We start from the raw sequence: 25,248 nt of genomic DNA on the forward strand, positions 1-25,248 counted from the left end.
CTGCCATCTCGTTATTCTCCCGACACGAGATTTGGCCTTGGCACCGGCTCCGGGGCCGGCGCACCGGGCCGGCCAAACAGCCGTGCCTTCAGCAATTCGCGGGCGCCTTGGACCATCACGTAGAGAACTGGGATCAGCACGAGACCGATCAGGGTCCCAACCAACAGGCCGCCGAACAACGTCATGCCAATAGAGCGACGGCTGCCTGCGCCTGCGCCAGTCGCGATGACGAGGGGGATTACGCCGAGGATCGATGCGAAGGCCGTCATGAGCACCGGGCGGTAGCGCTGGCTGGTGCCCTCTGCGGCAGCCTCGTAGATCCCCATCCCCTCCTCGCGCCTCGCTTTAGCGAACTCGACAATCAGGATGGCGTTCTTGGCCGCCAAGCCGATCAGCAGAACCAGTCCGATCTGGGCATAGACGTCAATGGGAATGCTGGCAATCGCCAGGCTTGCGAGGGCGCCGAGAACAGCCACTGACACCGACAGCATGACGGCGGCCGGAATGCTCCAGCTCTCGTACTGCGCGACCAGGAACAGGTAGGTGAAAACAATCCCCATGACGAGAACGACGGCGGTCTGGTTGCCGGCCTGCCGCTCCTGCAAAGCAAGCCCGGTCCACTCGAAGCCGAATCCGTCAGGCAAGCTCTCATGCGCCAGACTCTCCATCGCGATCAACGCCTGCCCGGTGCTCGTTCCCGGGGCTGCCTGACCATTGACGGAGGCCGCTGGAAAAAGATTGTAGCGGCTGATGGTGTTAGGGCCGAACGACGTCGAGACCGTCACGAGCGATTGCAGCGGGACGAATTCTCCAGTCTGACTGCGCACATGCAGGCGCAGGATGTCATCAGCGCGGCTGCGGAACGCCGGTTCGTCCTGAATGCGTACCTGATAGATCCGCGAAAAGATATTGAAGTCGTCGACGTAGGCCGATCCTAGATGAGCCTGCAAGGTCGCGAAAATGGCGGCCGGCGAGACACCGAGAAGCTCTGCCCGCTTGCGATCGATGTCGAGGAAGACCTGCGGCACGTCCGCCGTGAAGGTGCTGAACACGCCCGCCAGGCCCGACGTCTGATTGGCCCTGAAAATCAAGCCCCGCATGGCTTCTGCAAGCTCTTCCTGAGTCTGGCCGTTGCGGGCCTGAAGACGCAGATCGAATCCTCCTGTCGTCCCGAGGCCCGGGATCGCCGGGGGGTTGAACGGTACGATGGTGGCGGCGGGAAGTCCGGCGAATTGCCGGCGCAGATGGGTCAGGATCCCGTCGATACTTTCCGTTGAGTCCCTGCGCTCCTGCCACGGCTTCAGGGCAACAATGACCATGCCTGCCTCGGAACCGCCACCGCCGATGATGCTCATGCCCGCAATGCCGATGACGTTGGCGACGCCCGGCGTCTGACGCACGATGCTGGCCACCTCGTCGAGGGTCGCGTTCGTGCGTTCGAGTGAGGCGGCATTCGGCAACTGGACATTCACGAAAAGGTAGCCGATGTCCTCAGAAGGGATGAACCCGGTCGGCAGCACGCGAAACAATCCGTAGATTCCGCCAAAGATCGCCATTAGCACCACCAGGGCCAGCGCCAGACGCCGCCCGAGCCGTTGCACCAGGGTCAGATACCACGACCGCGACTTATCCAGCGCGCCATTGACGACGCCGAAGACGCGGCCACGGTCCTCCTGCGGCGCGCGCAGCATCATGGCACACAGCGCCGGGCTGAGTGTGAGTGCGTTGATGGTGGAGAACGTAATGGTGATCAGGATCGTCACGGCAAACTGCCGGTAGAGCTGGCCGGTGATCCCCGCCAGGAAGGCTATCGGCACGAACAAGGCCGCGAGCACGAGGGTTGTGGCAACGATGGGACCTGTGACCTGTCCCATCGTCCGGCGGGTTGCTTCGGCGACAAGCACTTTGTCTTCTGTCATCACGCGCTGCACATTCTCGACCACGATGATGGCATCATCGACGACGAGACTGATGGCGAGCACAATCGCGAACAGCGTGATCGTGTTGGCGGAGTATCCGAGCAGGTATAGAACTGCGAAGCCGCCGATAAGCGAGACCGGGATTGTCAGGGTAGGAATGAGAGTGGCGCGCCAGTCCTGGAGAAATAGGTAAGTCACAAGGACTACCAGCACGAAGGTAATCATGAGCGTGATGACGATCTCGCGGATCGTCTCTGTTACGAAGTCGGTCGTATCGAACACCACCGTGTAGGCAAGGTCTTCTGGAAACTGGGTCGCCAACCGTTCGAGTTCCGCCTGCACGGCGTTAGACACGGAGAGCGCGTTGGCGTTCGGCGATTGATAGACGACCACGGTCGCACCGGGCTGCCCATTGAATTTGGACGCGGTATCGTAGGATTGGGCCCCGAGCTCAACCCGCGCCAGGTCTCGCAGGCGGACGATGGCTCCATCGGGGTTGGTGCGCACCACGATATCGGCGAACTCTTCCGCGCTTGCGAGGCGTCCGCGCGCCATGACGGTCATTTGAATCTGTTGGCCCGGCTGTGATGGTGCGGATCCGATCAGGCCGGCCGAGGCCTGGGCGTTCTGTCCCTGGATCGCGGTCATCAGGTCCGAAGCCGTGACGCCGAGGGCCTGCATCCGGTCGGGATTCATCCAGACACGCATACTGTAGACCGGTCCGAAAATCCCGGCTTCACCTACGCCAGGCACCCGGGCGAGGGCATCGCGGACGTTGATCGACGCGTAATTACTCAGGAAGATCTCGCTTCGCGATCCCTTTGGCGAATAGATCGCAATTCCCATCAGCATGCTGGTCGAGCGGCTACGCACCGAAACTCCCGTCTGGGTAACGGCGGGCGGCAACCGTGGGACCGCCAGAGCCACGCGGTTCTGGACATTCACCTGAGCAATGGCAGGATCGGTGCCGACCGCGAAAGTGACCGTGAGCGAATAGCCGCCATTGTTGGTGCTCGCCGAGGACATGTAGAGCATATCTTCGACGCCGTTGACCTGATCCTCGATCGGCGCTCCGATGCTGTCCATGACCACTTCGGCGTTAGCACCAGGATAGCTGGCATTGACCTGAACCTCAGGCGGAGTGATCGGAGGGAACTGCGCCACTGGGATCTGTGTCAATGCCAACAGCCCTGCGAGGGTCATGACCACCGCGATCACCATGGCGAAACGAGGTCGGTCGATGAAGAAGGTGGAGATCATCGCGGGCTTGTTCCGTTGGCGATTGCAGGTGCAGGGATCTGTCCTGGTGCATCACCTCCGACGGGCGCGGGTTCCTGCATCGATATGACCCGAACGACAGTACCTGGACGCGCATTCTGAAGACCCTGCACGATCAGCTTCTCTCCACCCTCCAGGCCTTCGTCCACAACCCAGTCCTGGCCGAGTTGCGATCCCGTCCGGATGCGCCTCACCATGACCTTGTCATTCTCATCCAGAAGTAGAACGAACCGGCCTTCCCGATCGAGCTGTACGGCGCCGATCGGGACGACGGGACGGCGTTGCGGAGCCGAGGGACGTATGACGACGGTCACGAACTGGCCAGGCACCAGCAATGCATCCGGGTTTGGAAAGCGGGCTCTGACCGGGAGCGTGCCGGTGGCCGGGTCGATCTCGTTGCCGGCGAACTCGATCTCGCCCTTGGTCAGGTAGTCGCGGCCGTTTGAGAGGCGCAAGGTCGGCACAAATCCCCTGGCAAGCTCCTCTTTGCTGGCATCACCTGCCGCTCCCCGGAAGTTGAGGATAGCGCGGTCGCTGACGGAGAAGACCACGCGGATCGGATCGACCTGCACCACGCGGGCCAATGCGCCTGACAAAGGACCGACGAAACTCCCCACGGCGAACGCGGCGACACCGATGCGTCCTGCAATCGGTGCCATGATGCGGGTGTAGCTCAGGTTCAGCTCTGCTTGGCGCACGCTTGCTTCCGCCGCCATCACGTTGGCCTGCGCCGTATCACGGGCAGCCTGGATCTCCTCGAGGGCAGCCTGTGACACGGACTGCGTCCGGCGCAGCTCCTGGTTCCGTTGCAGGCGTCCCTCCGCATCCCGCAGGGCCGCCTGTGCACCCGCGAGGCTGGCTCGTGCAGCCATGAGGGTTGCCTCATACGCCGCCTTCTCGATGGCGAAGAGCTCCTGCCCTTCCCGAACCTCCTGGCCCTCCTCGAAGAGTCGCGCCTCGACGAACCCCTCGACCCGTGCCCGGATGTCGACAGCATTGACCGCTTCGACACGCCCGACGAACTCGGATGACGGAGAGACATCTTTTACCTGCACGGGCGCGATGCCGACGGCCGGCAACGGAGCCTGGGCCAGAGCCGCCGTTCCCGCCGATAAGAGAGCAGCGATGACGAGATCACGGAGCATTGGCGCATTTCCCATGGCGCTAGGTCCTGTGATCGAGCCTGCGAGCCAGTGAAAGAAAGACAAGAGCAAGCAGAGAGCAGATCGCCGCCGCGATTACATCCGTCCCGGCCGCTGCGGGCAGCGACTCCACACCGAGGGCCGTTGCAACCGCGAGCGCAACCATCAGGACCGAGACGCCTATCAAGAACCAGCTCAAGCCGTACAGGAGCGGAGCCGAAACGTTCATTCCCAGACGCAGGCGCATCGGTCACTCCCGCATAAGTCCCCTCCTTCGGCCGGTCAGTGCCCTGCGCTACCAGCGACGACGCCGGCGCCAGTATCCCGACACCCAGACCCAGCGTCCGCGACGCCCACTCCACACCCATCGTCCGGGCACCCACACAAAGCCTGGACGGGGGCGTGGCCTTCGCTCGAACCGGGGTCGAGGAGCCGGAGGCCGACGCCCGGGATGTCCGGGCCTTCCCGGGCGGTTGGGCCAATCCGAACGGCTCGGCTGGGCCTCTGCCTCTGTGGTCGTCGAGGTTCCAACACTTGCAGCTACCGCCGCGCCAACCAACCAGTTCATGAACAACCGTCGTGACACGCGAAGGGACCGGATTATCAGCTCACGGGCGGCGCCATCTCGCCCGCCGCCTCAAGACCATCGCTCGGGCTTGGGGGATGCGCGCGCGACAGGGCAGCCTGAAGCTTGGCTTCCTGCTCCGGTGACAGTGAAGAGCGGATCACCCGGCCCTTGAAACCGGACAGCTCGGCCATAACCTTTTCGGGCTGCGACTTTCGGATCAGCAGGAACAGGGCGGAGGTCTCGGGCTTAAGGGTGTCACCGATCGACCTGATGAAGTCGTCGTTGATGCCATAGTCGATCATGTTGCCGGATAAGGCTCCCGATCCCGCACCGACGGCACCGCCGATGGCAAAGCCGGCCAGCGGATTGAGGAACAAAAGACCGATGAGGCTGCCCCACAGGGCTCCTCGCAATCCGCCGGACGCGGCCCCAAGGCTCACCAAGTTGACACTCTGCTTGATGCGTACGGATCCATCCGGGCTACGGATGGCTACAACCGCATCCTCAAGATCGATCAGGTATTCTTTTTGCAGCCGCGTCAGTTCGGTCAGGACGCGATCCGCATCGGTCGGGTTTTCGAACCCGACGACCACCAGCTCAGCCATGGGACGATCTCCTCAAACGGTCGGGGTCGCATGGGTACGCCATGAGAGTATCGACCGCAGGCGGCGTGGCTATCGGGTACAACCCTGAGACAGACCGAGGGATGTCTTGAGACCGCACCAAAATTTCGCCCATGCTCCTGCGCCGATTGCTCCAATCAAAGTGCGAGGACGTCGTGATGGATGTGTCCCGGCTGGGTTTCGGTCCCTGCAGTTCCATCGCCATGCTGCAGGACACGGTTGAAACAGTCCGGGTTCGCACTTCGTCCCGGGCGGTTTCGGGGTTTTACCCGAGTGTCACGGGAGGCCTTCGGGGGTATGAAGGAAAATCGCCGCGAACGGCACGATCCCGACCATGATCCGCCTCATGATCGCCGATGACCATAACGTCGTCCGCTCCGGCCTCCACGCTATCCTGAACAGCCAGCCGGGATGGGAAGTGGTCGCCGAGGCCAAGGACGGTAAGCATGCCGTCGAGCTGGCGGCCGAGACGCAGCCAGATGTCGCCATTCTCGACTACCAGCTTCCTATCATGAACGGCATTGCTGCGACCCGCGAGATCCGGGCGCTCCAGCCTCAAACCGAGGTGCTTATCTTCACTGCGCACGAAAGCGAGCTTCTGATCCGCGAGCTTCTCGAGGCGGGCGCCAGAGGCTATCTGCTCAAGTCGGATGCCCGACGCTTCCTGATCGCCGCGGTTGAGGCCCTGGCCCGCCATGAACCCTTTTTCACCGGACGCGTGTCGGAGGCTCTGCTGAACGCGTATCTCTCCAATGTTCCATCAAGAGGCGATGATCTGACCCATTGCGAGCGCGGCGTGGTGCAACTCATCGCGGAGGGACGCACGAACAAGGAAGCGGCCCAGCTCCTCGGCATCAACCTTAAAACAGTAGAGACGCATCGGGCTGCCGCCATGCGCAAGATCAAAGCGACCTCGTCGACTAATCTCATCCGCTACGCGATCCGCAATAAGCTGGTCGAACCGTAGCCGACGACCTCCCGTCACCCGGTGCCTTTCACCCATCTCATGACATTCCCGGTCCGAACTCGGGATCGAGAACGCCGTTGGCGTGACCCTGCTCGGCCCCCCGGCGGAGATGCGCGAGCGCCAGGTTGTCGACGTTCTCCGCAATGGCTTGGCAATCCATTCGGCTGGGCTCATCATGGTCAGTCCGGGTTACCGCAACAGAACCTCGTCATCTGAGCTCTGGGAAGAAGCACCTTCGGCTGAGTATGCTGTTGTTGTGAACAGCAGCCAAAGGCCAAGTGCGAGCACGAAAACCTCAACGAAGGTCGCGAGAATGATAACCGTCAAGTTGAGAATATCGCCTGCCGAGACCCACGTGGCCGGCCCGCCGGTTGTCTGGATGACGTTAACGCCGGCTTGCGGCACACGGAGAAAATACATGAACAATTGCACAGCCTCGAACAGTATGATGAGCATCGAGAAAATGAGGCTCAGCGTACTCGCCGCGACGCCCGTCCATACGATTTGACGCAGCGATGCCATAGACGGGTAGCGTGCCGGATCGGCAATGCGCTCCGCCAGCAAGATGTACCGGTAAGACCAGATCGTCGTGAACGCCAACCCGAGCAGACTTGCAATGGTGAGGTACTGGATCAACACAAAGGTACCACGTGTTCCGAGACTTGTCCTGCGATCCACGATAAAAGCGGAGATGGCCACAGCGACAGATAGGGAGCCGACGCCGACCTGCGCCCAGAAGCCAACCCGGCCCGTCCGCAAGAATGCCTTCGCAAGAGCGCTCATCCTGCAACATCCTTCATTCCGGGACATTCGGGAGTTGCCGACGTGCTTGAGCAGGAAGCTGAATCAGGCCGGCACCGCTGCGAATGAAAGGGAGTTTGCGTGTCCTGCGCGTATTTTCAATCGGGGGAATCCCTGATCCATCGCGAGAAATGCCCTGGTCAACCCCTGTCAGCTCCTGGGGTGGCACGATGATATGGACCAACGAGGTTCAGAATGAGCGCATGAGGAATTGCCTCTCAAGCAGCAAATGTAAAAAATGGGGTGCATGGCACGAAATTCGGCGAGCTCTCTTCCATAGCCTCACTGTGGGAACAGATCGAATGGCACCGCTTAAGGAACTCACGGCCGCCTTCTCCGCCGCCATTGGGCACCGCCGCTATGTCTTACCGTCCTTGACACTGGCCGCTGGCGCCCTGCTGGACGTTGGCATGATTAAGCTGGGTATCCTGATTGATGCGGACGGTCCTTTCGCATATCTGCCTTTCGTCATCGCTGTCGCAATGGCCGGCGCCATGATCATGTGGTGGTTGCTGGATTACGCTGCGAACGGCAGGTCAGAGCTCAAGGGCATCGTAGCTATCGAAAGGGCGTTGGACGATCTATCCTCATACTTTGATGAGGGAATTTCTCAAGTCTTCAACGCCGTTGTCGAGAGCGATGCCGATTTTGAGGAATGGCAACGGCGACGAGCGGACTGACATGAGAAGGTGGAGAAGTACTTGCAGGTGAACTTCGGGCTGCGCGAGCGAAATATCTTTCGTAATGTCATTCTCACTCAGTCCGTGCAGATTCCAGGCAGCTTTCACGATCAACATAATCATGAGCGTTGCTTGCTCATTCAACAACTCGAGACGATCCGTGAAACGATAATCCGGTATAGCGACTTGGCGGCTAAACGGCGCACAGAAAGCAGGTAGCCGGCACAGTCCGAACTGAGCCGTTTCCGCCATTACGCCCACGCGACCAAAGGGCACCGCTATTGCCGAGGTTACGCTTTCGTGACGTCGGTCGGCATGTCAGCCAGAACTCATTGAGAGCTGTCCATCCTACTTGCGGGCAGTCTAGTCATGGCGGCAACCGGTTGATTTTTGGGTGCAAATATATAGGATTTGTCATGCGAGTTCCTGGTTACACCCGATGGTCTCGCAACCCGGAGCAAGTATTCTCATGACTTGCTGGGATCCAGCATTGCCGCTGCTTGGGGAGAACTTCCCATGGCTGATCTTGCGACCGACAGGTTCGATATCCCGACAGGCATGTGGCTCTGACGCGCCGATGGTCGCCCTTTACAGGCGTGGCCGCCTTGGGTACGGCGAAGCGAGGGTTTGAAAGACCGTCCTGCGCCTAACCGAATGGATCAAAGGACGATCAAATCGAGTAGATCCCATGGCAGCTTTCCAATCGTCTTAGTCGCTAGCCGCCCTATCGCCTTGACACCCTCGGGCCGCTTTTCAGTCTCGGACGTGGAGGGTAAAATGAGTCCCCTGGTCTCCCTTGGAACAAGAGGTGGCATCGGCCGACTTCACCGCTGGGCCCTCGGGATGTCCGCCTGCCTGCTGGCTGTCATCAGCACCATGCCGACTCATGCAGATCCCTTCTTCGTCACGGTTTACGGGAGAACCTATAAGGTCGATCCTCGGTATCCGTCCAATGAGCCCCAGGGACCGAAGCCGCAGGAGGCTATGAAAGCGCTGCCCTCTGATCTGGCGAGAAGCCCTGGCTTCAAGCCGTCTCACACGCAAGTCCTCGCCGAGGTCGAGGAGCGAATCTGGATCGTACATCGCAAGCTCGAAGACGAGCTGGAGAAGACGACAGCTTCCAGCAAAGGATGGTCGACAGAAGGCGGCAAGGCAAGCATGCCGGAGATCACGGGATCGCTCGCATCCGGAGTTGAGCAAAGCCGTTCACCGGAGCTGCAGCAGCTCTACGACCGTCACAGGGCTCTGAACCTCCTTGCGCGGGAGCTGCGGCGGTCCATGGACCTGCCGGGAAAGCCGCCTGAAACGGGCTTCTCCCGCCCCAAGCTGACGCCCGAGATCGAGGCCGACTACCGCGCCCAGAACTTCGATCCCTTAGAGGCCTATTACGGTTTCAGGCGTGTTAAAGCCGCTTTCCGGTCCGGCGACGTCGAACTCCTCGCCGACGTCACCCACTATCCCCTGACCGTCACGGGAAGGTCCAGACGGACCATCCGCAATCGCGACCAATTCATCGCGGCCGAGAAAGTGGTCATGGATCCCCGCGCTCGGAATATCGTCGCCCAATCAACCTTCGAAACGCTTTTCGTTCGAGACAAGGGGATGATGCTCGGGGACGGAGAGATTTGGCTCACCCGCGGCACTACAGGCTTCGGATTGGGAGCCATTCATTTGAAGTGATCGACAATTCCTCAATCCCGAGGTCATTGGCAGGAATGGGTACGCGCTTCAACGCTGATATGCCGACAGCCGGTTCTTCACGAAGGAGGATGTCGCACTGACGTTAACCTTGAACATCAAGACGTTATGCAAACAGTGCTGGCATTATGGTTCCGGCGCCGGAAGAACAGGGAGCACGCATAAGCCAAACAGGCACACCCGCCCGGAAATGCGCCTTTTGATTCGTTCTAGTACTACCACCATGGCTGGTCTCCCCACGGTCACGATAACCCGGCCGTCAGAACGAGCCAAAAATCGAACCCAGTATCAGGACGGCAACAAGTGCGATAATGCAGCTGACGATCACAGTCATCACCATGTCCAAATAGCTCTCGCCATGCGTCAGGCCACTGATTTGGAGGAGCAGCAACACTGTGCCGTTATGGGGAAGAGCGTCGAAGGTCCCCGCACTCATCGTCGTGATCCGATGCATCAATTCGGGATCGATGTGATGCTCTTTGGCAAGATCCATGAAGTCACCGCCGAAAGCATTGAGCACGATTGCCATCCCGCCGGAAGCTGTACCAGTCAGCCCCGCTAACACGTTCATGGCGACGGACAGTGAGACCAGCGGCCCTCCTTGAATTGAGAATACCGCATCGCGAACCATCGCAAACGCCGGCAATGCGGCAACTACCGCGCCGAAGCCGACCAGACTAGCGATCATCAGCATCGGGAGGGCTGCGGAATTGGCACCGGCGTCCAGACTTTCGCGAGGAGATGGCAGGCGTCTAAAATTGACGAGAATAACGGTCAAGTTTGCAGCTGCAAGAGCCACGATGACCGACCAAACACCGGCCACGGCCCCGATTGTAGTGCCGCCCCACCGAGCATCCGACAGAAACGAAAAGTCGAGGCGTGGAAATACGACCAGCGACATCAAGAAATTCGTCACGATTACGACGACGAGGGGCAGGACAGCCAGGGAGAAAGGAGGCGCGTTCTCGGCTCGCTTGCCATGCGGCAACTCGGCCGGGTCGAAGTCGCCCGCCGGCGCCGCCTGCTCACGAATCTTCTCGTCAACGACAGAAGCCGTTCGCGCCTCAACATAACCCTCTCCAGCCTTGCGGGCGGCTGCCTCAGCCCGACCGAGCCACCACATGCCGAAGGCGAAGATAATCGCTGACGCGATGATACTTAGCCCGGGAGCCGCGAAGGTTGTCGTTCCGAAGTAAGGCATTGGAATGGCGTTGTTCACCGAGGGAGTTCCCGGCATTACCGACATGGTGAATGTGAACGCACCGAGACCGATGGTGGCCGGCATCAATCGGGCCGGGAGGTTCGCAGCCTTAAACATCTCCCGCGCCATTGGTACGAGAACGAAGAAGGCGACAAAGACGCTGACCCCTCCATAAGTGACGACGGCCGAGGCCAGCACGACGGAAAGGATCGTTCGATGCACTCCCAACCGTTTGGTCAGGAAGCGCGCAATCGCAGTGATCGACCCACTGTCATCCATGAGCTTGCCAAACAATCCGCCAAGCAGGAACATAGGAAACCATTGCGCGACGAAACGCGCGGCCCCGCCCATGAAGGTCTGCGTCCAGTGCGCAAGCAGCGGCTCACCAGAGATCAAGGCAGCCAGAAGCGCTGCAGCTGGGGCGACCAGAAGCACGCTCCACCCCCGATAGGCCAGCCACATGAGCAGTCCGAGTGCGACGAGTATTCCGAGCAATCCCATGGTCTACCGTCCCTCTAAAGCGGGCTTGCGGCGTTCGAGCTGCTACACCATATCTGCTGACCCGGGTCGGCTAGGCGATCACCGCGCCGCCGGCGCCCACGCCATCGCCCCAACGAAGTGGCTCGCCCCAAGGGAGAGGTCTCCATTCCACCTTTCCAGGACCATGATCTGGATCCTCCGGCCTCTCCAGAATCCTTAATCGCTGGTTCCGCCGTAGAAGCTCCTTGCCGTGCGACGTTGACAGCGCATCCGCCTGTGATCACACTGTACTGCTCAGATAATTGTCGACAGAATTACCAAGCCATAGAGTCCGATCGCAGCTCCTCCCATTTGGACAGTACGATGCCCGATCTGACCTCCCATGCGGCCGACCAGCAATGCGCTGCCGGCACCAAGACCGATCAGAAGGGTCGTCCCCGTGAGGAAACCCGCGGCATATGTGAGAACGGGCACACCATCGGGCATTTCGGCTCCATGGGCATAACCGTGGAATACAGCAAACAGGGCAATGAGGCCTGCGCCCGTCAGGGACGACAAATAGGACGGGTAAGCGACAGCAAGGCCGAATGCGACCATGGAACCGGCGATCCAAATGTCGAAGGACGGGAGGTTGACCCCAGTCATTCCAAGAACGGCCGCGCACGCCATGACGGAAATGAACGTCAACGGCAGCAACCACAAGGATCTCCCGCCAATCCTCGCAGCCAATGCACCGACGGCAACCATAGCCAGGACATGGTCGATCCCGCTGATGGGATGAGCGACACCATGCATGAACCCTGCCGTATCGCCGTGCCCGGTATGTGCAAGCGTAGTGTTAGAAGCCAACATGAACGCCGCGGCTAGCACCGCAATGATAGGTCGATTCATGACTTTCTCCTTCCACCCGAGAACGACTTTGGTGGCCTCTGCTACCCTGCCCCACTGAACTAACCGGGGACCAGATGTACCGTGATAGACCCTACGTCGGATCTCCGGTGATCGAATTGGTCCTGCGCAGCGGGCGCATCTTCCCGCCTCCCGGGGCACATGACTATTAGGAGAAACCCTTGGATCGCGCAGGGACAATACGGAGCAAGGCCTATGTGAAAGTCGGCTCGTGTTGAATGCAGGCTCCGCTGGCACGGCATGTTCTCGTTCGCACGCGCACAGCATTCTATCAACGACATCCGATTTTCTAGGGCGCGTCTCAGGATATTTCCCACGCGGGCTCAGGGTTACACCCGATGGACGGACGGCTCCCGCCGGATACTCTCTTGGCCAGCGACAATGCAGCGCGAGACGGACGTCAGTCATCGATTCCTGTGACCCAGCGTCCGTGACCTGGAGTCTAAGGCCTGGAGGAAGCGATGCTGCTCACCCCTCGAGAATTCGACAAACTCCTCATCTACATGATGGCTGATGTCGCCTTGAAACGGAAAGCCAAGGGCTTGAAACTCAATTATCCTGAGGCCGTCGCAATCATATCCGCTGTTGCGCTCGACGGGGCCCGATCCGGCAAGACGATTGAGGATGTGACCAAGGACGCCAGCGGGGTATTGACGGCAGCCGATGTCATGGACGGCGTCCCCGATCTCATTCCCATGGTACAGGTCGAAGCCATCTTCACCGACGGGAGCCGGCTCGTAACCGTGCACAGACCAATTCAGTAACGAGGAAATTTCGTTCAACGTGGAGGTGGCGCGATGGGCGGGCTGAAGACAGGACCGGCAGTTGCAGCCGATGTGGACCCAGCGACATTCGACGTACCCGTCGGCGGCTACGTTTGCAGCCCGGCACCGATCACTTTCGACGACGACAGGCCGGTTACGACACTTAAGGTGCGCAACACTGGCGATCGCCCCATCCAAGTCGGGTCGCATTTTCACTTTTTTGAGGTCAATCCTGCCTTGGAATTCGACCGACCCGCGGCCTTTGGTCTACATCTCAATATTCCATCATCGACAGCGACACGCTTCGAGCCCGGCGATGAGCGCGAAGTACAACTGGTTGCCTACGGCGGCAAGCGCGCTGTCTATGGGTTCAACAACCTTGTCGACGGCCCGACGGACGGCGAGGACGCTGCGAACCGCAAGTCCAAGGCTGTCGCACTCGCGGAGCAACGGGGTTTCCGGTCGTCACCGCGAAAAACATGACGCGGCGTATCGGTCAAGATTTCGCACCGCTCTTCTTGCCTGGAGACACCCATGCCAACCATCTCGCGACAAGAGTATGTCGGACTTTTCGGTCCAACAACTGGCGACCGAATCCGCCTTGGGGATACGGGCCTTTTCGTCGAGATCGAACAGGATCTCCGTGGCGGGTACGGTGACGAGATCGTCTTCGGCGGCGGCAAGAGCATGCGTGAAGGCATGGGAATCGACAATCAGGTAACGCGTCCGGGCGGGGCCCCCGATCTCGTGATCACCAATGTGACTATTATTGACGCGGTTCTCGGCGTGGTGAAAGCCGACGTGGGCGTAAAGGATGGCCGCATCTGCGCCATTGGCAAGTCCGGCAATCCCCAAACGATGGACCGCATTACGCCAGGTCTTGAGATCGGTCTCGCCACCGATGCGATTTCAGGCTCGCATCTCATCCTGACGGCAGGTGGGGTCGACTCTCACATTCATTTTATTTCCCCGCAGCAGGCGCACGCGGCGCTCTCGAACGGCACCACCACATTGATAGGTGGCGGCACTGGTCCGTCAGACGGCTCAAATGCCACCACGGTCACGTCGGGGCCCGGAAATATTACGATGATGCTGCATGCTTTTGAGAACTGGCCGATCAATGTCGGCATTCTCGGTAAAGGCCACGGGCATGGCAAGGCCGCCCTGGTCGAACAGATCGAGGCCGGTGCCGTCGGCTTCAAGTGTCATGAGGACTGGGGAACCACACCAGCGGTTTTGCGATCGGCGCTCACGGTCGCGGACGAAATGGACATTCAGGTGTGCATCCATACTGACACACTCAATGAATCCGGGTTCGTCGATGAATCGATCGCAGCATTCGAGGGCCGCGCCGTACATTCCTTCCATACCGAGGGGTCGGGAGGCGGCCACGCCCCGGACATCATTAAGATCGCCGGCCTCCCCAACGTATTGCCGTCCTCGACGAATCCCACTCTTCCGTACGGAATCAACTCTCAGGCTGAGCTATACGACATGATCATGGTGTGTCATCACCTCAGCCCTGACATTCCCTCTGACGTGGCCTTCACCGAAAGCCGCATCCGAGCTGAAACCATCGCGGCGGAGAACGTCCTGCAAGACATGGGTGTGATTTCGATGTTCTCGAGCGACTCGCAGGCGATGGGTCGGATCGGCGAATGCTGGTTGCGGTGCATTCAAACTGCGGACGCCATGAAAACGCAGCGCGGAAAACTGCCGGAGGATGCTGCGGGCAACGACAATTATCGGGTTCTGCGATATGTAGCGAAGATCACCATCAATCCAGCCATTACCCATGGCATCGCCGACATTCTCGGGTCCATTGAAGTCGGCAAGATTGCGGATCTCGTCTTGTGGGAGCCCGCATTTTTCGGGGCGAAGCCGAAGATGGTCATCAAAGGCGGGTTCATCAGCTGGTCGGCCATGGGCGATCCGAACGCATCACTGCCGACACCGCAACCAGTTTACTACAGGCCGATGTTTGGTGCTTTCGGCAATGCTCTGACCGAGACATGCATTACCTTCGTGTCCGGCGCTGCCCACGCCGCTGGGATCAAGGAGCGATTGGGGTTAAGGCGGCAAGTTCATGCGATCAAGAATGTGCGCAAGATCAGCAAACTTGACATGATTCGCAATACTGGAACCCCAAATATCGAAGTGAACCCGGAGACATTCGCCGTCACCGTCGACGGTAAACATGCAACCGTGCCGCCACTAAAGTCCGTCTCCCTGAACCAGAAATACTTCTTTAGCTGACAGGATCGTCGCATGGTCATCATCGAAACGGTTTTGGGCAATATCTGTGATCCGGAATGGGCAACCCGTTTGGAGAATGCCGAAATCGACGTGCTGCACCTTGATCAATGGGAGGCGCAGAAAAGCCGGTTCCGCAAGACGACCAGAAAAGGATCGGTGTTGGCGGTTTCTCTCAGCCGGGACACTCATATCCGCGACGGCGATGTGATGCTGTGGGATCCGCAGCTGTCCTTAGCCGTCATTGCTAGGATTGAGTTGCGCGATGTCATGATCGTGCATTTAGATGCCCTTATGCACGCTACCCCCGAGGTGGCTATGCGGACCTGCATCGAACTTGGCCACGCAATGGGCAACCAGCATTGGCCGGCTCTGGTCAAGGGGCATGTCGTCTACGTGCCGCTGACGGTCGATCGCAAGGTGATGGAATCAGTGATGAGAACGCACGCCTTCGAGCACATTCACTTCGAATTCGCACCTGGGACGGAGGTTATCTCGTATCTCACTCCTCACGAGTCACGTCGGCTCTTCGGTGGAGCTGAGGGCCCGGTTCATTCGCATGTCCATGAACATGAACGATCGGCACATGTCCACCGAGAGCCTCACCATGGATGATGCTGTCACGAAAGACCGGGTGGCAGCGCTTGCCCGCATGCTGCAATTCGGCGACTCGATGTTTCCAATCGGCGGGTTCTCCTTTTCGTCCGGGCTGGAATCAGCGGTCCAGAAGGGAGTTGTCACCGACGTATCGACCCTGTTGGCGTTCACTCGGACGGCGACGGAACAGGCTGCTCGCGGAGACGGGATTGCCGTGATCGCGGCTCACCGCGCGGCGATGGTTGGCGACGTTAAAGAACTGATTTGCATCGACGAGTCAGTTTATGCTCGTAAGCTCTCGGACGAGGCACGGACCATGTCGGTGCGTATGGGCAAGAAGTTCGCCGAAATGGGCGTGCACGTCCTTGGCGCTCCGTTGCTTCACGCGTGGCGCGACTGTATTCTGACGGGGCAAGGACCTGGATGTTACCCTGTCGCCCTGGCGGTCAACTTTGCCGTTCAGGACCTGTCCGAGCATCACACCTTTGCCGTGCACCAATACGGGGTTGCAGCACCCATTCTCGGCGCAGCGCTGCGACTGATGAAGGTAAGCCATCTCGATACGCAGAAGATCCTCTACGAATTGAGCGAAGACCTCGACGCGGCCTATGAGCGGGCCGCTAAGACTCGCCTGATGGACATGTCCGGCTACGCGCCTCTCATGGATATCTTGGCCGCGGTTCACATCAAGGCGCACGTACGCCTGTTCATGAATTGATGGGAGAGGTCGATGGCCAAGAAAATTACGCGGATCGGTATCGGCGGCCCCGTCGGGTCGGGAAAAACAGCGATCGTGGAGGCGATTACCCCACGTTTGCTTGAGCGTGGCATCAAGGTTCTCATCATCACTAACGACGTGGTCACGACCGAGGATGCAAAACACGTTCAGCGCTCCCTCAAGGGCGTCCTTTTGCAGGAACGTATCCTCGGGGTGGAGACTGGCGCATGTCCTCACACGGCTGTCCGTGAGGATCCAAGCATGAACCTCGCCGCCGTCGAGGACATGGAGGAGCGTTTTCCGGACAGCGACGTGATGCTGATCGAAAGTGGAGGCGACAACCTAACCCTCACTTTTTCGCCAGCGCTTGTCGACTACTTCATTTACGTCATCGACGTTGCGGCAGGAGACAAGATCCCGCGGAAGAACGGACCCGGCATCACGCATTCCGACATCCTGGTCATCAACAAGACCGATCTGGCCCCTTATGTCGGCGCGAGCCTCGAAGTGATGCGGAACGACTCGCTTCTGATGCGCGGCGACAAGCCCTTTCTGTTCACCAACTGCAAGACGGAAGAGGGGATTCCTGAGTTGGTCGAAATGATCGAACGAGAGTTCTTGTTTGACATCGACGTGACTGAGAGGGCGCCGGCATGATTGTGACGGGCTCGTCGCCCTGGGCTGCGGCTGAAGCCCTTGGCACGTCTGTTCCGGAACTGGCTGCGTTTCAGGACGAGCCGCCTCAGATGAAGAGCGGCACTGTCGGCAAGACAGGTTACCTGCGGCTGGGATTCGAAACCCGTGGTAGCCGGACGATCCTGGCGATCCTTGAGCGGCGAGTTCCGTATCTAGCCCAGCGTGCGCTCTACTGCGATCAGGAAATGCCAGGCTTGGCCTCGATTTTTCTTATCACTACGACGGGTTGCCTTCTGCAGGGAGACCGGCTCGCTCTTGATATACAGCTCGGCCGAGGAGCGCAGGCGCACGTCACTTCGCAATCGGCTACCAAAATTCATGGAATGGACACCAATTACGCAGCCCAGACCCAGGCTATTACGCTGGCCGAGGACGCCTATCTTGAGTTTATTCCCGATCCTATCATCCCTCATCGGCATGCCCGCTTTGTCAGCAACACACAAATCTGTGTTGCGCCGTCGGCCACTTTGCTCTTGTCAGAGATCCTGCGGCCCGGCCGGAAGCACCATCATCCTGACGAGTGCTTTGGGGCAACTATCGTATCGTTGTCGGTCGCAGCTGCCCGCCCCGATAGCCGTATATTATTCAGGGAGAAGCTCGTAATCGAACCTGAGCGATTTGCGATGCGGCAGACGGGCGTAATGAATACATATGATGTGCTCGGCAACGTGATCCTTTGCACGCCCCCCGACAAGGCGGATCGGATCTTCGAGCAGGTGGATTCCGACATTCGGCTGACTGATGGCGTAGCGTTTGGAGTGTGTCGGCTGCCGAATGGAGCCGGTCTGATCTACAAAGTGCTCGGCCGTGATACGGCGCAGGTAAAGGCGAAGGTGCGAGAATTCTGGAGAATTGTACGCAAAGAGGTTACCGGCGCCGACCTTCCGCCTCCATTCCTATGGCGATGAGACGGCCAACCTCGCAGGGGATCTCCCATTGTGGAGACCAGCAGTTTCGTGGAGGTGGCAATGCAGAAACTTCTGGCAAGCTGGAACAGCCTGTGCAAATCCTCCGGCGTCTTGCGCTTTGTAGATATCAATCTGCGTGGCGTTGCACAGGTGATGCTGCAAGATAATCCACTGACTGGATTACTCTTTCTGGCGGCTATCGGCTGGGGCTCGTATACGTCCGGTGTTCCGCACGTGGCGCTCGCGGGTTTGGTGGCCGTCGTTGTTGCGACCTTGACGGCATACTGGCTGCATCTTGATCAAGCGTCGCTGGCCGCTGGGCTTTACGGGTACAATGGTGTCCTTGTGGGACTCGCGCTAGGGACCTTTCTCGCACCTGGGCCATTTCTATGGGCTTACGTCGTACTGGGGGCCGCAGTTTCTGTCATCGCGATGTGCGGAATCGCCATCGCCTTGAAGCCCTGGGGTGTATCGGCGTTGACATTCCCGTTCGTTGTTGTGACGTGGCTTCTGCTGCTGGCGACCTATAGCTTTTCCGGGCTCACGGCCACATCGCTTCCAACCGGCAGCGTTGTCGCGCCATTCCAGCCGTATCAAGCAAGCCCCCTCCACCTGATAGACCTCGCGGGAGGCGTTCTCCAGAGCATCTCACAGGTCTTCCTAAAGGCCAGCGGTGTGGCTGCCTTAATCTTGCTCGCCGGACTCGCGGTGAATTCACTAGCGGCGGCGGTGTTCGCTGTCATGGGCGCCGTACTCGCGGTTGCAACAGCTCATCTGTTTGGAGCTGAGAGCGAATTAATTACTGGGGGCCTCCTGGGTTTCAGCCCGGTTCTGACCGCCGTCACGCTTGGAACGGTATTCTATCAACCGAGCGGGCGTGTCGTCATTTACACGATAATAGGCACTGTCTTCACGGTCATCGCACAATCTGCCCTGAACGTAGCTTTGACTCCATTCGCTATCCCAGCCCTTACTGCGCCTTTCGTGCTTGTAACGTGGCTGTTCTTCCTTCCGCGAAGCTATGTCGAGTCGGGTTCCTCGGCAATCTCGGATGCCATGGACGTCGGCCCGCCGTGATGCGCGCTTTAACTTTCTGTACAGTATAGCCGTCGCCTTTCTGCCGCTGACGGACGTGTTCTGGACACTAAAGAGGCTCCTTAGCGCCGTGGCTCTGCCTCCGCTTTCCGACTTAGAACACCACAGCTGAGAGTTGTGGCAGGGCGGCTAGGTGCGCGTGCGACTGCGTTGATGAGCAATTACATTTCAGTTGATAGCGAACCGACTATCTAGCGCCTTTATGACACCGCGCAGCTCCGCCAGTCCTTTCAAGCGCCCGATTGCCGTATACCCTGGATTGATCCGACGATTTGAGGACAAATCGTCAAGCATCCGATGTCCATGATCAGGGCGAAACGGGATCTTATCGCTTTCGGCCCTCTTGCGGTCCTCTTTCAGGAGAACATCCAGGACAGCCACCATGTCGACGTCGCCTTCAAGATGATCAGCTTCATAGAAGCTCAATTCGTCCTGTTCCCGTCGTGTTGCTCTCAAGTGAGCGAAATGAATACGGGATGCAAAACGTCTCGCGATGGCAGGAAGGTCATTGTCCCGCCGCACACCGAGGCTGCCGGTGCAGAAACACATTCCGTTGGCCTGTGACGGCACAGCATCAAACAACGCAGCATAATCTACTTCCGTCGATGCAACACGAGGAAGACCAAAGAGAGGCCTTGGTGGATCATCCGGATGAAGGGTGAGCTTGACCGAGAGTTTCTCCGCAACTGGCGTTACTCGCTCAAGAAATTCGATCAGGTGCTTGCGCAGTTTTTGCGCATCAATTCCCTGGTAGGCAGCGAGACGGTCGCGAAATGCCTCAAGACTCAGTGCATCCGTCGTCGATCCAGGGAGGCCCGCGGCGATGGTTCTCGTCAAACGCTCAACTCCATCGTCATCAAGTGCGTCAGCGACTGCCTTAGCGCGAGAACGCGCATCTGGATCGTAAGAAAGCTCCGCCCCCGGTCGTTCGAGAATATAGAGGTCGAATGCAGCAAATGCATCCTGGTCGAACCGGAGAGCCGTGGCTCCAGTTGGAAGCGGCCAATCGAGATCCGTCCGGGTCCAATCCACCACAGGCATGAAGTTGTAACAGATGATCTTGAGGCCGCCCTGAGCGGCCGCTTCAAGGCTGGCAATCCAAGCCGCAATGGACTGCTCCGCGCCACCACCATGCCGCTTGATGTCGTCAGCAACCGGAATACTCTCGATTACCGACCATTTCAGAGGAGTGCGCCCGGAGGGGGTGTCTTCAATCAGGTTGCGGTGGCGCTCGACATCGCGGAGCGTCCACGCCTCGCCTGGGGGGATATGATGGAGTGCGGACACGATATCCGTAGCCCCGGCCTGACGGATATCGTCCAGCGCCACGGGATCGTTAGGTCCAAACCACCGCCAAGCCTGTCTCATGGCTTATATCTTTCCTTTGTCCAGCCGCAACGTAGCCGTTCTCAACCTTGGAACGCCGAGGTGCCTTGCATAACCTTGATGGCCTCCGACGTCTCCTGAATTCGGATTTGTCCTTCGATGGCGACCGGGCGAACCGTTACAGAGTCGAAAGCTGGCCGATAGGAGCCTGCGAATGTGTGGAAAAGCTCAAGACCCTTGCCACTTCGGCGCAATTGGAAGCGAATTTCCAACCGGCTATCGCCGTTCCAGTCTGACGTATCTCCGTTGTCCTCATAGAGGTACGCCTCCGAACCGTCATGAGGAGCACCAAAGACGATAAGCTCACGAAGAGCGTCAGTGCGTGGATCGATCCCGTCAGTTTGGCGAGTCAAGGGGATCATGGCGCCGCACCGAACAAAGATGGGAAGACGGCCGAGGGGAGCCTCGATGGTGATTGTCCGGCCGCCTTCAAACTGGCGTCCGTCGTGGAAATCAAACCAACCTCCAGAATGCTCCGGCAGATAGACCTTTCGGTTCGTGGCCCCCTCTTCCAAGACGGGAGCGACCAGGATGTCTGGACCTAGCATGAAGCTGTCCTGCACATCGAGAGCCGAGAGGTCGTTGAGGAAATCGTAGAACAGAGGACGCACCATCGGCTCGTTCTCATGTGAAGCTCGCCACAATTGCGTGTAGATATATGGCATCAACCTATAGCGCAGTGTGATTGCGTCGCGAACCTCGGAAATGACATTTTCGTGCATCCAAGGAAGATTGACGACCCCATTGTCCTTCCAGGAATTCATCACAAAGCGTGGCCAGAGCGAGCAAAATTCGACGAAACGACAGAATAGCTCGGGATTTGGACTCGGCCCGTGGAAGCCACCAACGTCATGTCCAATGTTGTACATTCCGGACAAGCTCATGTTGAGTCCCTGGGTCAAGTTGAACCGGAGGGACTTCCAGGAAGTCTCATTGTCTCCGGACCAGGTCTGAGCATAGCGCCAGATGCCTGCCGCCCCACCACGGGTGATTGCATAAGGACGTTTGCCAGGAGCGTGTGCCGCCTGCGCCTCGAACGAGAGTTTGGTCATGAGAAGCGGTTGAGCCGCACGCGCCAGCACCTGAGGAAACGGGTGCCCGTCACCAGCGCATACGGCGTCCTCATCCCAGATCTCATATTCGTTGTTGTCGTTCCAGACTGAAGTGACGCCATAGTCGAGCAGTGCTGTCTGAATGCCGTTACGCCACCAGTTTCTGCCTTGTGGGCTCGTAAAATCAACATGGAAGCCCAACCCATCCCAGAATTGTGCGACGGCAGGCTGGCCGTTTTGACTATCCATCACGAGGACGTTCTGCTCCTTCGCCTCGTCCAACCGTGGATGGTCATCAAGGAGACATGGCTTGAGATTAGTGACAGGCTGCATGCCTGCTTCCTTCAGGCGGGCCATCGTAGCCGCGGGGTCGGGAAACTTTTCACGATTCCAATTGAACGCGTAGCGGCGGTGGCCGATCGACGTATAACCGGAGCCAAAATGGAAGCTGTCGCATGGAATCCGATAATGACGGCACTTCTCGATATAGTCGGTAATGCGTGCATCCGCGTCAGGCGCATCCGCGATCGTCATCGATGTCGTAGCGAACCCGAGCGACCACTTGGGTGCGAACGCCTGACCGCCGGTCAGCCATGAGAAACGTCGGACCACGTCTGGAACGCCAGGGCCAGCGAGAACATAGAAGTCGAGATCACCACTTTGCGCACTGTAAGAGCGAAACAGCCCATGGTAGTTGTCGATCGTGCAGCCGAGATCCATCTCGCCAACGGCGAGATTGTCATAGAAGATCCCGTGCGCACCTGCGGGTCCATCGACGAGGACGAACGGGATCATTTTATAGAGAGGATCGCTCAGCTCTGCATCGAACCCGCATGGATCTACCGCGTCGATCTTGAAGCGGCGACCCGTGTGGTCGAGCGGGCCCGCCTTATCGCCGACTCCATAGTGGCGCTCCTTCTCGTGACGTGCCATGAAATGCTGGAGCGCTCCAGTCTTACGCGATACGAGATAGGCCTGTGTCGTCCGATCCTGCAGGAACGGGCCGTTTTCTCCGGGCCGATGCCACGCGATGCCGAAAGGCGATAGCGACACCACCGCCGTAAGGCCTGCAGATTCCAGCCTTATGGTGCCGTCCTGCTCCAGGACGGATGCTTCAGGGCAGGAGAAACCTTCCGTGGAGTCGCGCAAGCGCCCCTCGAACGAGGGCTCCAAGCCGCCGGGTGCGATACTCCAACCACGGTCGAGCCGATAGCCGCCGTCGCGCCTCATGACGACACGGCCGATATCGTGCTCTAGAATGCCGACGCGCACCTGCGTGTTCCAGCTGAGATCGAACACGGCCCAAATTCCGTCGCGGCCGCGATAGCGGGCCTCGGTCAAAGCTTTCATTGAAATTATCTCCTCAGCGATATCAGCGAATGCGGATTGCGTTTCCGTCCGCATCGAAAAAGTGAAGCGTCTCGCGTTTCAGGTGCAGGCCGATGCGCTGGTTGCGCTCATATCGCGCTTGTCCGTCCTGGCGCACTGTTATCTGCGGCAAGGCCGGGGCCGACCCATAAAGGTAGGTTTCACCGCCGAGCTGCTCGATCAGATCGAGCGTGATCACAAGATCAGCCTGCGCCTCATCGACGACGTCGATACACTCAGGGCGTACGCCAAGGGTGATCTCGGAACCGGCTGCTTGCCCCATCGATGGAATTTCAATAGGCAGCGCCTGATCGCCTATCTCGATCCGGCCAGCGCTCGTCGTGCGTCCGGGGAGCAGGTTCATCCGGGGCGAGCCGATGAAGCCCGCCACAAACAGGTTGACCGGACGATTGTAGACCTCCAGCGGCGTTCCTACCTGCTCGATCCGCCCGGAGCGCAGAACCACGATACGATCTGCGAGAGTCATAGCCTCGACTTGATCATGGGTGACATAGATCATCGTTCCACCGATCTCTCCGTGGAGCGCCGCAAGTTCCTTGCGGGTGGCGACACGAAGCTCGGCATCAAGATTCGACAGCGGTTCGTCGAACAGGAAGATCTTGGGATCCCGGACGATGGCACGTCCAATAGCAACGCGCTGGCGCTGGCCGCCCGATAAGGCTTTTGGCTTACGGTCAAGATAGTCGGTCAGGCGCAGCATCTGAGCAGCGCGGCGCACGCGCTGATCGATGTCGTTCCGGCCGAGTCCCATGTTCTCCAGCGCGAAAGCCATATTCTTATAGACGCTCATATGCGGGTAGAGCGCATATGATTGGAACACCATGGCGAGCCCTCTGTCGGAGGCTGGAACATTCGTAACGCTCTGCCCATCGATCTGGATTTCGCCACCACTAACCTGCTCTAGGCCGGCGATGATGCGCAGGAGAGTCGATTTTCCACACCCGGATGGTCCAACGAAAACGACGAACTCCCCGTCTTCGATCGCGAGGTCGACGCCATGAATGATCGCCGCTGCGCCGTAGGACTTCTTGATGTCGATGAGCTTGAGATCGGCCATGATTAAACCAAACGGATTATTTCATCCCGGTATTGGCAATACCGGTAGTGATGAAGCGTTGCAGGAATACAAAAACCACGGCAACCGGAGTCAGGGTCATGACAGTCATTGCGAGGAGATACTGCCACTGGGTCTGTAATTCCCCTTGGAAGGCATTGAGGCCGATCTGCAGGGTGTAGACTTCGGTCTTCGTCAAAACGGCGAGCGGCCAGAGAAATTCGTTCCAGCGCCACATGATTGAGAAAATCGTCAAAACCGCAAGCGCAGGCAGTGTCAGAGGCATCACGATGCGCCAATAGATCTGCCACTCCGAGGCCTTATCCATCCGCGCAGCCTCGATAAGATCCCGCGGCAGGGTCAGCATGTATTGGCGCAGGAGAAACACACCTGTCGGTGTCGCCGCACCCGGCAGAATGACGGCCCACAGCGAATTCACCAGCCCGAGCTTGGTGACGACCAGATAGACTGGAACCAGAATAATGGTGATCGGGATCATGAGCGTGCCGATCACCATCAGCATGGCGGCATTCTTTCCCTTGAACTCGTAGATTGACAGGGCATAGGCCGCCATGGAGTTGATCAGAAGTGTGATCAGGGTGGCGACTACGGTCACGATGACGGAATTGGCAAGAAAGCGCGGGAAAGCGAAGCGCTCTAACGGTTCGGTATAGTTCTTTGTCGCCAGAGAGAACTCGCGCACAGGCGTCCGCTTGTCGATGGCGACTCTGAACTGCTGGCTTGGGTCGGCTGGGTTGATCATTTGCGCCTGGACGCCAACGCGCCGAATCTGGGCAAGCTCGCGGGTCGTCCCGTCCTCCATGGTCACCTTGAAGAGCAGCAGAGGCTGAGGATAACCGGGCACGGTGACCTCCTTCTGCGACAAAGGCAGAAGGCTGGGTGGAAACTCGAGCAGACTGGCCTGCGTTTTAAACGAGGATAGAACGAGCCACAGCACCGGGCCGAACATCAAGACAACGCCAAGCAGCAGATAAGCATAGGCTGCAACATCGGTCCAATGCCAACCTTTGGGATTGCGACGGGCTGTGACCAGGCGAGAAAGATTCATG

At 58.9% G+C, this 25,248-nt stretch carries 24 protein-coding genes; 11 read left to right on the plus strand and 13 right to left on the minus strand.

Annotated elements, in window-relative coordinates:
• Nucleotides 1-11: 11 nt before the first annotated feature.
• From LJD17_RS15865 to LJD17_RS15885, 5 genes are read right to left on the minus strand one after another with little or no spacing between them, the layout of a single operon-like run.
• Nucleotides 12-3,179, minus strand: coding sequence for an efflux RND transporter permease subunit (locus tag LJD17_RS15865; RefSeq protein WP_227385149.1), 3,168 nt, complete (start codon nt 3,177-3,179; stop codon nt 12-14).
• Complete coding sequence (locus LJD17_RS15870) at nt 3,176-4,342, minus strand: efflux RND transporter periplasmic adaptor subunit (protein ID WP_227385150.1); 1,167 nt, start codon at nt 4,340-4,342, stop codon at nt 3,176-3,178. Before LJD17_RS15870 ends, LJD17_RS15865 begins: the two co-directional genes overlap by 4 nt.
• 19 nt (nt 4,343-4,361) lie before the next feature.
• Nucleotides 4,362-4,586 (minus strand): hypothetical protein, encoded by a 225-nt coding sequence (locus tag LJD17_RS15875; protein ID WP_227385151.1) that lies wholly within the window; start codon nt 4,584-4,586, stop codon nt 4,362-4,364.
• A 48-nt stretch (nt 4,587-4,634) separates the two neighbouring features.
• Entirely contained in the window at nt 4,635-4,907 is a 273-nt protein-coding gene (locus LJD17_RS15880) for a hypothetical protein (RefSeq protein ID WP_227385152.1), read from the minus strand.
• A 35-nt stretch (nt 4,908-4,942) separates the two neighbouring features.
• Complete coding sequence (locus tag LJD17_RS15885; RefSeq protein WP_227385153.1) at nt 4,943-5,512, minus strand: DUF1269 domain-containing protein; 570 nt, start codon at nt 5,510-5,512, stop codon at nt 4,943-4,945.
• Between the two features lie 352 nt (nt 5,513-5,864).
• On the opposite strand from LJD17_RS15885, the gene LJD17_RS15890 reads away from it, so the two are divergent.
• Nucleotides 5,865-6,497 (plus strand): response regulator, encoded by a 633-nt coding sequence (locus LJD17_RS15890; RefSeq protein ID WP_227385154.1) that lies wholly within the window; start codon nt 5,865-5,867, stop codon nt 6,495-6,497.
• A gap of 37 nt (nt 6,498-6,534) precedes the next feature.
• On the opposite strand, the gene LJD17_RS24100 is transcribed toward LJD17_RS15890, so the two are convergent.
• Entirely contained in the window at nt 6,535-6,657 is a 123-nt protein-coding gene (locus LJD17_RS24100; protein WP_264478420.1) for a hypothetical protein, read from the minus strand.
• Between the two features lie 29 nt (nt 6,658-6,686).
• Nucleotides 6,687-7,280, minus strand: coding sequence for a DUF3611 family protein (locus tag LJD17_RS15895; RefSeq protein ID WP_227385155.1), 594 nt, complete (start codon nt 7,278-7,280; stop codon nt 6,687-6,689).
• 320 nt (nt 7,281-7,600) lie between these two features.
• On the opposite strand from LJD17_RS15895, the gene LJD17_RS15900 reads away from it, so the two are divergent.
• Both LJD17_RS15900 and LJD17_RS15905 read left to right on the plus strand, forming a co-directional pair.
• Nucleotides 7,601-7,978, plus strand: coding sequence for a hypothetical protein (locus tag LJD17_RS15900; RefSeq protein ID WP_227385156.1), 378 nt, complete (start codon nt 7,601-7,603; stop codon nt 7,976-7,978).
• A gap of 777 nt (nt 7,979-8,755) precedes the next feature.
• Entirely contained in the window at nt 8,756-9,658 is a 903-nt protein-coding gene (locus LJD17_RS15905) for a hypothetical protein (RefSeq protein ID WP_227385157.1), read from the plus strand.
• Nucleotides 9,659-9,935: 277 nt separating this feature from the next.
• Here the strand turns inward: LJD17_RS15905 and LJD17_RS15910 are convergent, their stop codons facing one another.
• Nucleotides 9,936-11,378: a GntP family permease gene (locus tag LJD17_RS15910; protein WP_227385158.1), complete on the minus strand. Its 1,443-nt coding sequence runs from the start codon at nt 11,376-11,378 to the stop codon at nt 9,936-9,938.
• Nucleotides 11,379-11,651: 273 nt separating this feature from the next.
• Nucleotides 11,652-12,248, minus strand: a complete 597-nt coding sequence (locus LJD17_RS15915) for a HupE/UreJ family protein (protein ID WP_227385159.1) — start codon at nt 12,246-12,248, stop codon at nt 11,652-11,654.
• A gap of 479 nt (nt 12,249-12,727) precedes the next feature.
• Here LJD17_RS15915 and LJD17_RS15920 point away from each other — a divergent pair, with 479 nt between their 5' ends.
• The 8 genes from LJD17_RS15920 to yut are packed head-to-tail and all read left to right on the plus strand — an operon-like array spanning nt 12,728 to nt 19,279.
• Nucleotides 12,728-13,030, plus strand: coding sequence for an urease subunit gamma (locus LJD17_RS15920; protein ID WP_227385160.1), 303 nt, complete (start codon nt 12,728-12,730; stop codon nt 13,028-13,030).
• Nucleotides 13,031-13,063: 33 nt separating this feature from the next.
• A complete protein-coding gene (locus LJD17_RS15925; RefSeq protein ID WP_227385161.1) occupies nt 13,064-13,513 on the plus strand; it encodes an urease subunit beta in 450 nt (149 codons plus the stop codon).
• A 51-nt stretch (nt 13,514-13,564) separates the two neighbouring features.
• A complete protein-coding gene (locus LJD17_RS15930) occupies nt 13,565-15,286 on the plus strand; it encodes an urease subunit alpha (RefSeq protein WP_227385162.1) in 1,722 nt (573 codons plus the stop codon).
• 12 nt (nt 15,287-15,298) lie between these two features.
• Nucleotides 15,299-15,898, plus strand: coding sequence for an urease accessory protein UreE (ureE, locus tag LJD17_RS15935; protein WP_227385163.1), 600 nt, complete (start codon nt 15,299-15,301; stop codon nt 15,896-15,898).
• Nucleotides 15,870-16,598 (plus strand): urease accessory protein UreF, encoded by a 729-nt coding sequence (locus LJD17_RS15940; protein WP_227385164.1) that lies wholly within the window; start codon nt 15,870-15,872, stop codon nt 16,596-16,598. The genes ureE and LJD17_RS15940 overlap by 29 nt, the downstream gene beginning before the upstream one ends.
• A 12-nt stretch (nt 16,599-16,610) precedes the next feature.
• Entirely contained in the window at nt 16,611-17,255 is a 645-nt protein-coding gene (ureG, locus tag LJD17_RS15945; protein ID WP_227385165.1) for an urease accessory protein UreG, read from the plus strand.
• Nucleotides 17,252-18,202 (plus strand): urease accessory protein UreD, encoded by a 951-nt coding sequence (locus tag LJD17_RS15950; protein WP_227385166.1) that lies wholly within the window; start codon nt 17,252-17,254, stop codon nt 18,200-18,202. The genes ureG and LJD17_RS15950 overlap by 4 nt, the downstream gene beginning before the upstream one ends.
• A gap of 60 nt (nt 18,203-18,262) precedes the next feature.
• Nucleotides 18,263-19,279, plus strand: coding sequence for an urea transporter (gene yut, locus LJD17_RS15955; RefSeq protein WP_227385167.1), 1,017 nt, complete (start codon nt 18,263-18,265; stop codon nt 19,277-19,279).
• A 186-nt stretch (nt 19,280-19,465) separates the two neighbouring features.
• On the opposite strand, the gene uxuA is transcribed toward yut, so the two are convergent.
• Genes uxuA through LJD17_RS15975 form a run of 4 tightly spaced genes read right to left on the minus strand, consistent with a single transcriptional unit; the run spans nt 19,466 to nt 25,247 of the window.
• A complete protein-coding gene (uxuA, locus tag LJD17_RS15960; RefSeq protein WP_227385168.1) occupies nt 19,466-20,665 on the minus strand; it encodes a mannonate dehydratase in 1,200 nt (399 codons plus the stop codon).
• A gap of 41 nt (nt 20,666-20,706) precedes the next feature.
• Nucleotides 20,707-23,085 (minus strand): glycoside hydrolase family 31 protein, encoded by a 2,379-nt coding sequence (locus LJD17_RS15965; protein ID WP_227385169.1) that lies wholly within the window; start codon nt 23,083-23,085, stop codon nt 20,707-20,709.
• A gap of 22 nt (nt 23,086-23,107) precedes the next feature.
• Complete coding sequence (locus tag LJD17_RS15970; protein ID WP_406600825.1) at nt 23,108-24,184, minus strand: ABC transporter ATP-binding protein; 1,077 nt, start codon at nt 24,182-24,184, stop codon at nt 23,108-23,110.
• Between the two features lie 13 nt (nt 24,185-24,197).
• Nucleotides 24,198-25,247, minus strand: coding sequence for a carbohydrate ABC transporter permease (locus LJD17_RS15975; RefSeq protein WP_227385171.1), 1,050 nt, complete (start codon nt 25,245-25,247; stop codon nt 24,198-24,200).
• Nucleotide 25,248 lies beyond the last annotated feature (1 nt).

The sequence above is a fragment of the Microvirga rosea genome, from assembly GCF_020595095.1.
Taxonomy (GTDB): domain Bacteria; phylum Pseudomonadota; class Alphaproteobacteria; order Rhizobiales; family Beijerinckiaceae; genus Microvirga; species Microvirga rosea.

Bases quoted from the DNA above. Each gene is read 5' to 3' on its own strand.
- uxuA (WP_227385168.1), bottom strand. From the start codon at position 20,665: ATGAGACAGGCTTGGCGGTGGTTTGGACCTAACGATCCCGTGGCGCTG.
- LJD17_RS15920 (WP_227385160.1), top strand. From the start codon at position 12,728: ATGCTGCTCACCCCTCGAGAATTCGACAAACTCCTCATCTACATGATG.
- LJD17_RS15885 (WP_227385153.1), bottom strand. From the start codon at position 5,512: ATGGCTGAGCTGGTGGTCGTCGGGTTCGAAAACCCGACCGATGCGGAT.
- LJD17_RS15910 (WP_227385158.1), bottom strand. From the start codon at position 11,378: ATGGGATTGCTCGGAATACTCGTCGCACTCGGACTGCTCATGTGGCTG.
- LJD17_RS15950 (WP_227385166.1), top strand. From the start codon at position 17,252: ATGATTGTGACGGGCTCGTCGCCCTGGGCTGCGGCTGAAGCCCTTGGC.
- LJD17_RS15870 (WP_227385150.1), bottom strand. From the start codon at position 4,342: ATGCTCCGTGATCTCGTCATCGCTGCTCTCTTATCGGCGGGAACGGCG.
- LJD17_RS15880 (WP_227385152.1), bottom strand. From the start codon at position 4,907: ATGAACTGGTTGGTTGGCGCGGCGGTAGCTGCAAGTGTTGGAACCTCG.
- LJD17_RS15900 (WP_227385156.1), top strand. From the start codon at position 7,601: ATGGCACCGCTTAAGGAACTCACGGCCGCCTTCTCCGCCGCCATTGGG.
- LJD17_RS15890 (WP_227385154.1), top strand. From the start codon at position 5,865: ATGATCCGCCTCATGATCGCCGATGACCATAACGTCGTCCGCTCCGGC.
- LJD17_RS15875 (WP_227385151.1), bottom strand. From the start codon at position 4,586: ATGCGCCTGCGTCTGGGAATGAACGTTTCGGCTCCGCTCCTGTACGGC.
- LJD17_RS15905 (WP_227385157.1), top strand. From the start codon at position 8,756: ATGAGTCCCCTGGTCTCCCTTGGAACAAGAGGTGGCATCGGCCGACTT.
- yut (WP_227385167.1), top strand. From the start codon at position 18,263: ATGCAGAAACTTCTGGCAAGCTGGAACAGCCTGTGCAAATCCTCCGGC.
- LJD17_RS15915 (WP_227385159.1), bottom strand. From the start codon at position 12,248: ATGAATCGACCTATCATTGCGGTGCTAGCCGCGGCGTTCATGTTGGCT.
- LJD17_RS15925 (WP_227385161.1), top strand. From the start codon at position 13,064: ATGGGCGGGCTGAAGACAGGACCGGCAGTTGCAGCCGATGTGGACCCA.
- LJD17_RS15930 (WP_227385162.1), top strand. From the start codon at position 13,565: ATGCCAACCATCTCGCGACAAGAGTATGTCGGACTTTTCGGTCCAACA.
- LJD17_RS24100 (WP_264478420.1), bottom strand. From the start codon at position 6,657: ATGGATTGCCAAGCCATTGCGGAGAACGTCGACAACCTGGCGCTCGCG.
- LJD17_RS15865 (WP_227385149.1), bottom strand. From the start codon at position 3,179: ATGATCTCCACCTTCTTCATCGACCGACCTCGTTTCGCCATGGTGATC.
- ureE (WP_227385163.1), top strand. From the start codon at position 15,299: ATGGTCATCATCGAAACGGTTTTGGGCAATATCTGTGATCCGGAATGG.
- ureG (WP_227385165.1), top strand. From the start codon at position 16,611: ATGGCCAAGAAAATTACGCGGATCGGTATCGGCGGCCCCGTCGGGTCG.
- LJD17_RS15940 (WP_227385164.1), top strand. From the start codon at position 15,870: ATGTCCACCGAGAGCCTCACCATGGATGATGCTGTCACGAAAGACCGG.
- LJD17_RS15965 (WP_227385169.1), bottom strand. From the start codon at position 23,085: ATGAAAGCTTTGACCGAGGCCCGCTATCGCGGCCGCGACGGAATTTGG.
- LJD17_RS15975 (WP_227385171.1), bottom strand. From the start codon at position 25,247: ATGAATCTTTCTCGCCTGGTCACAGCCCGTCGCAATCCCAAAGGTTGG.
- LJD17_RS15895 (WP_227385155.1), bottom strand. From the start codon at position 7,280: ATGAGCGCTCTTGCGAAGGCATTCTTGCGGACGGGCCGGGTTGGCTTC.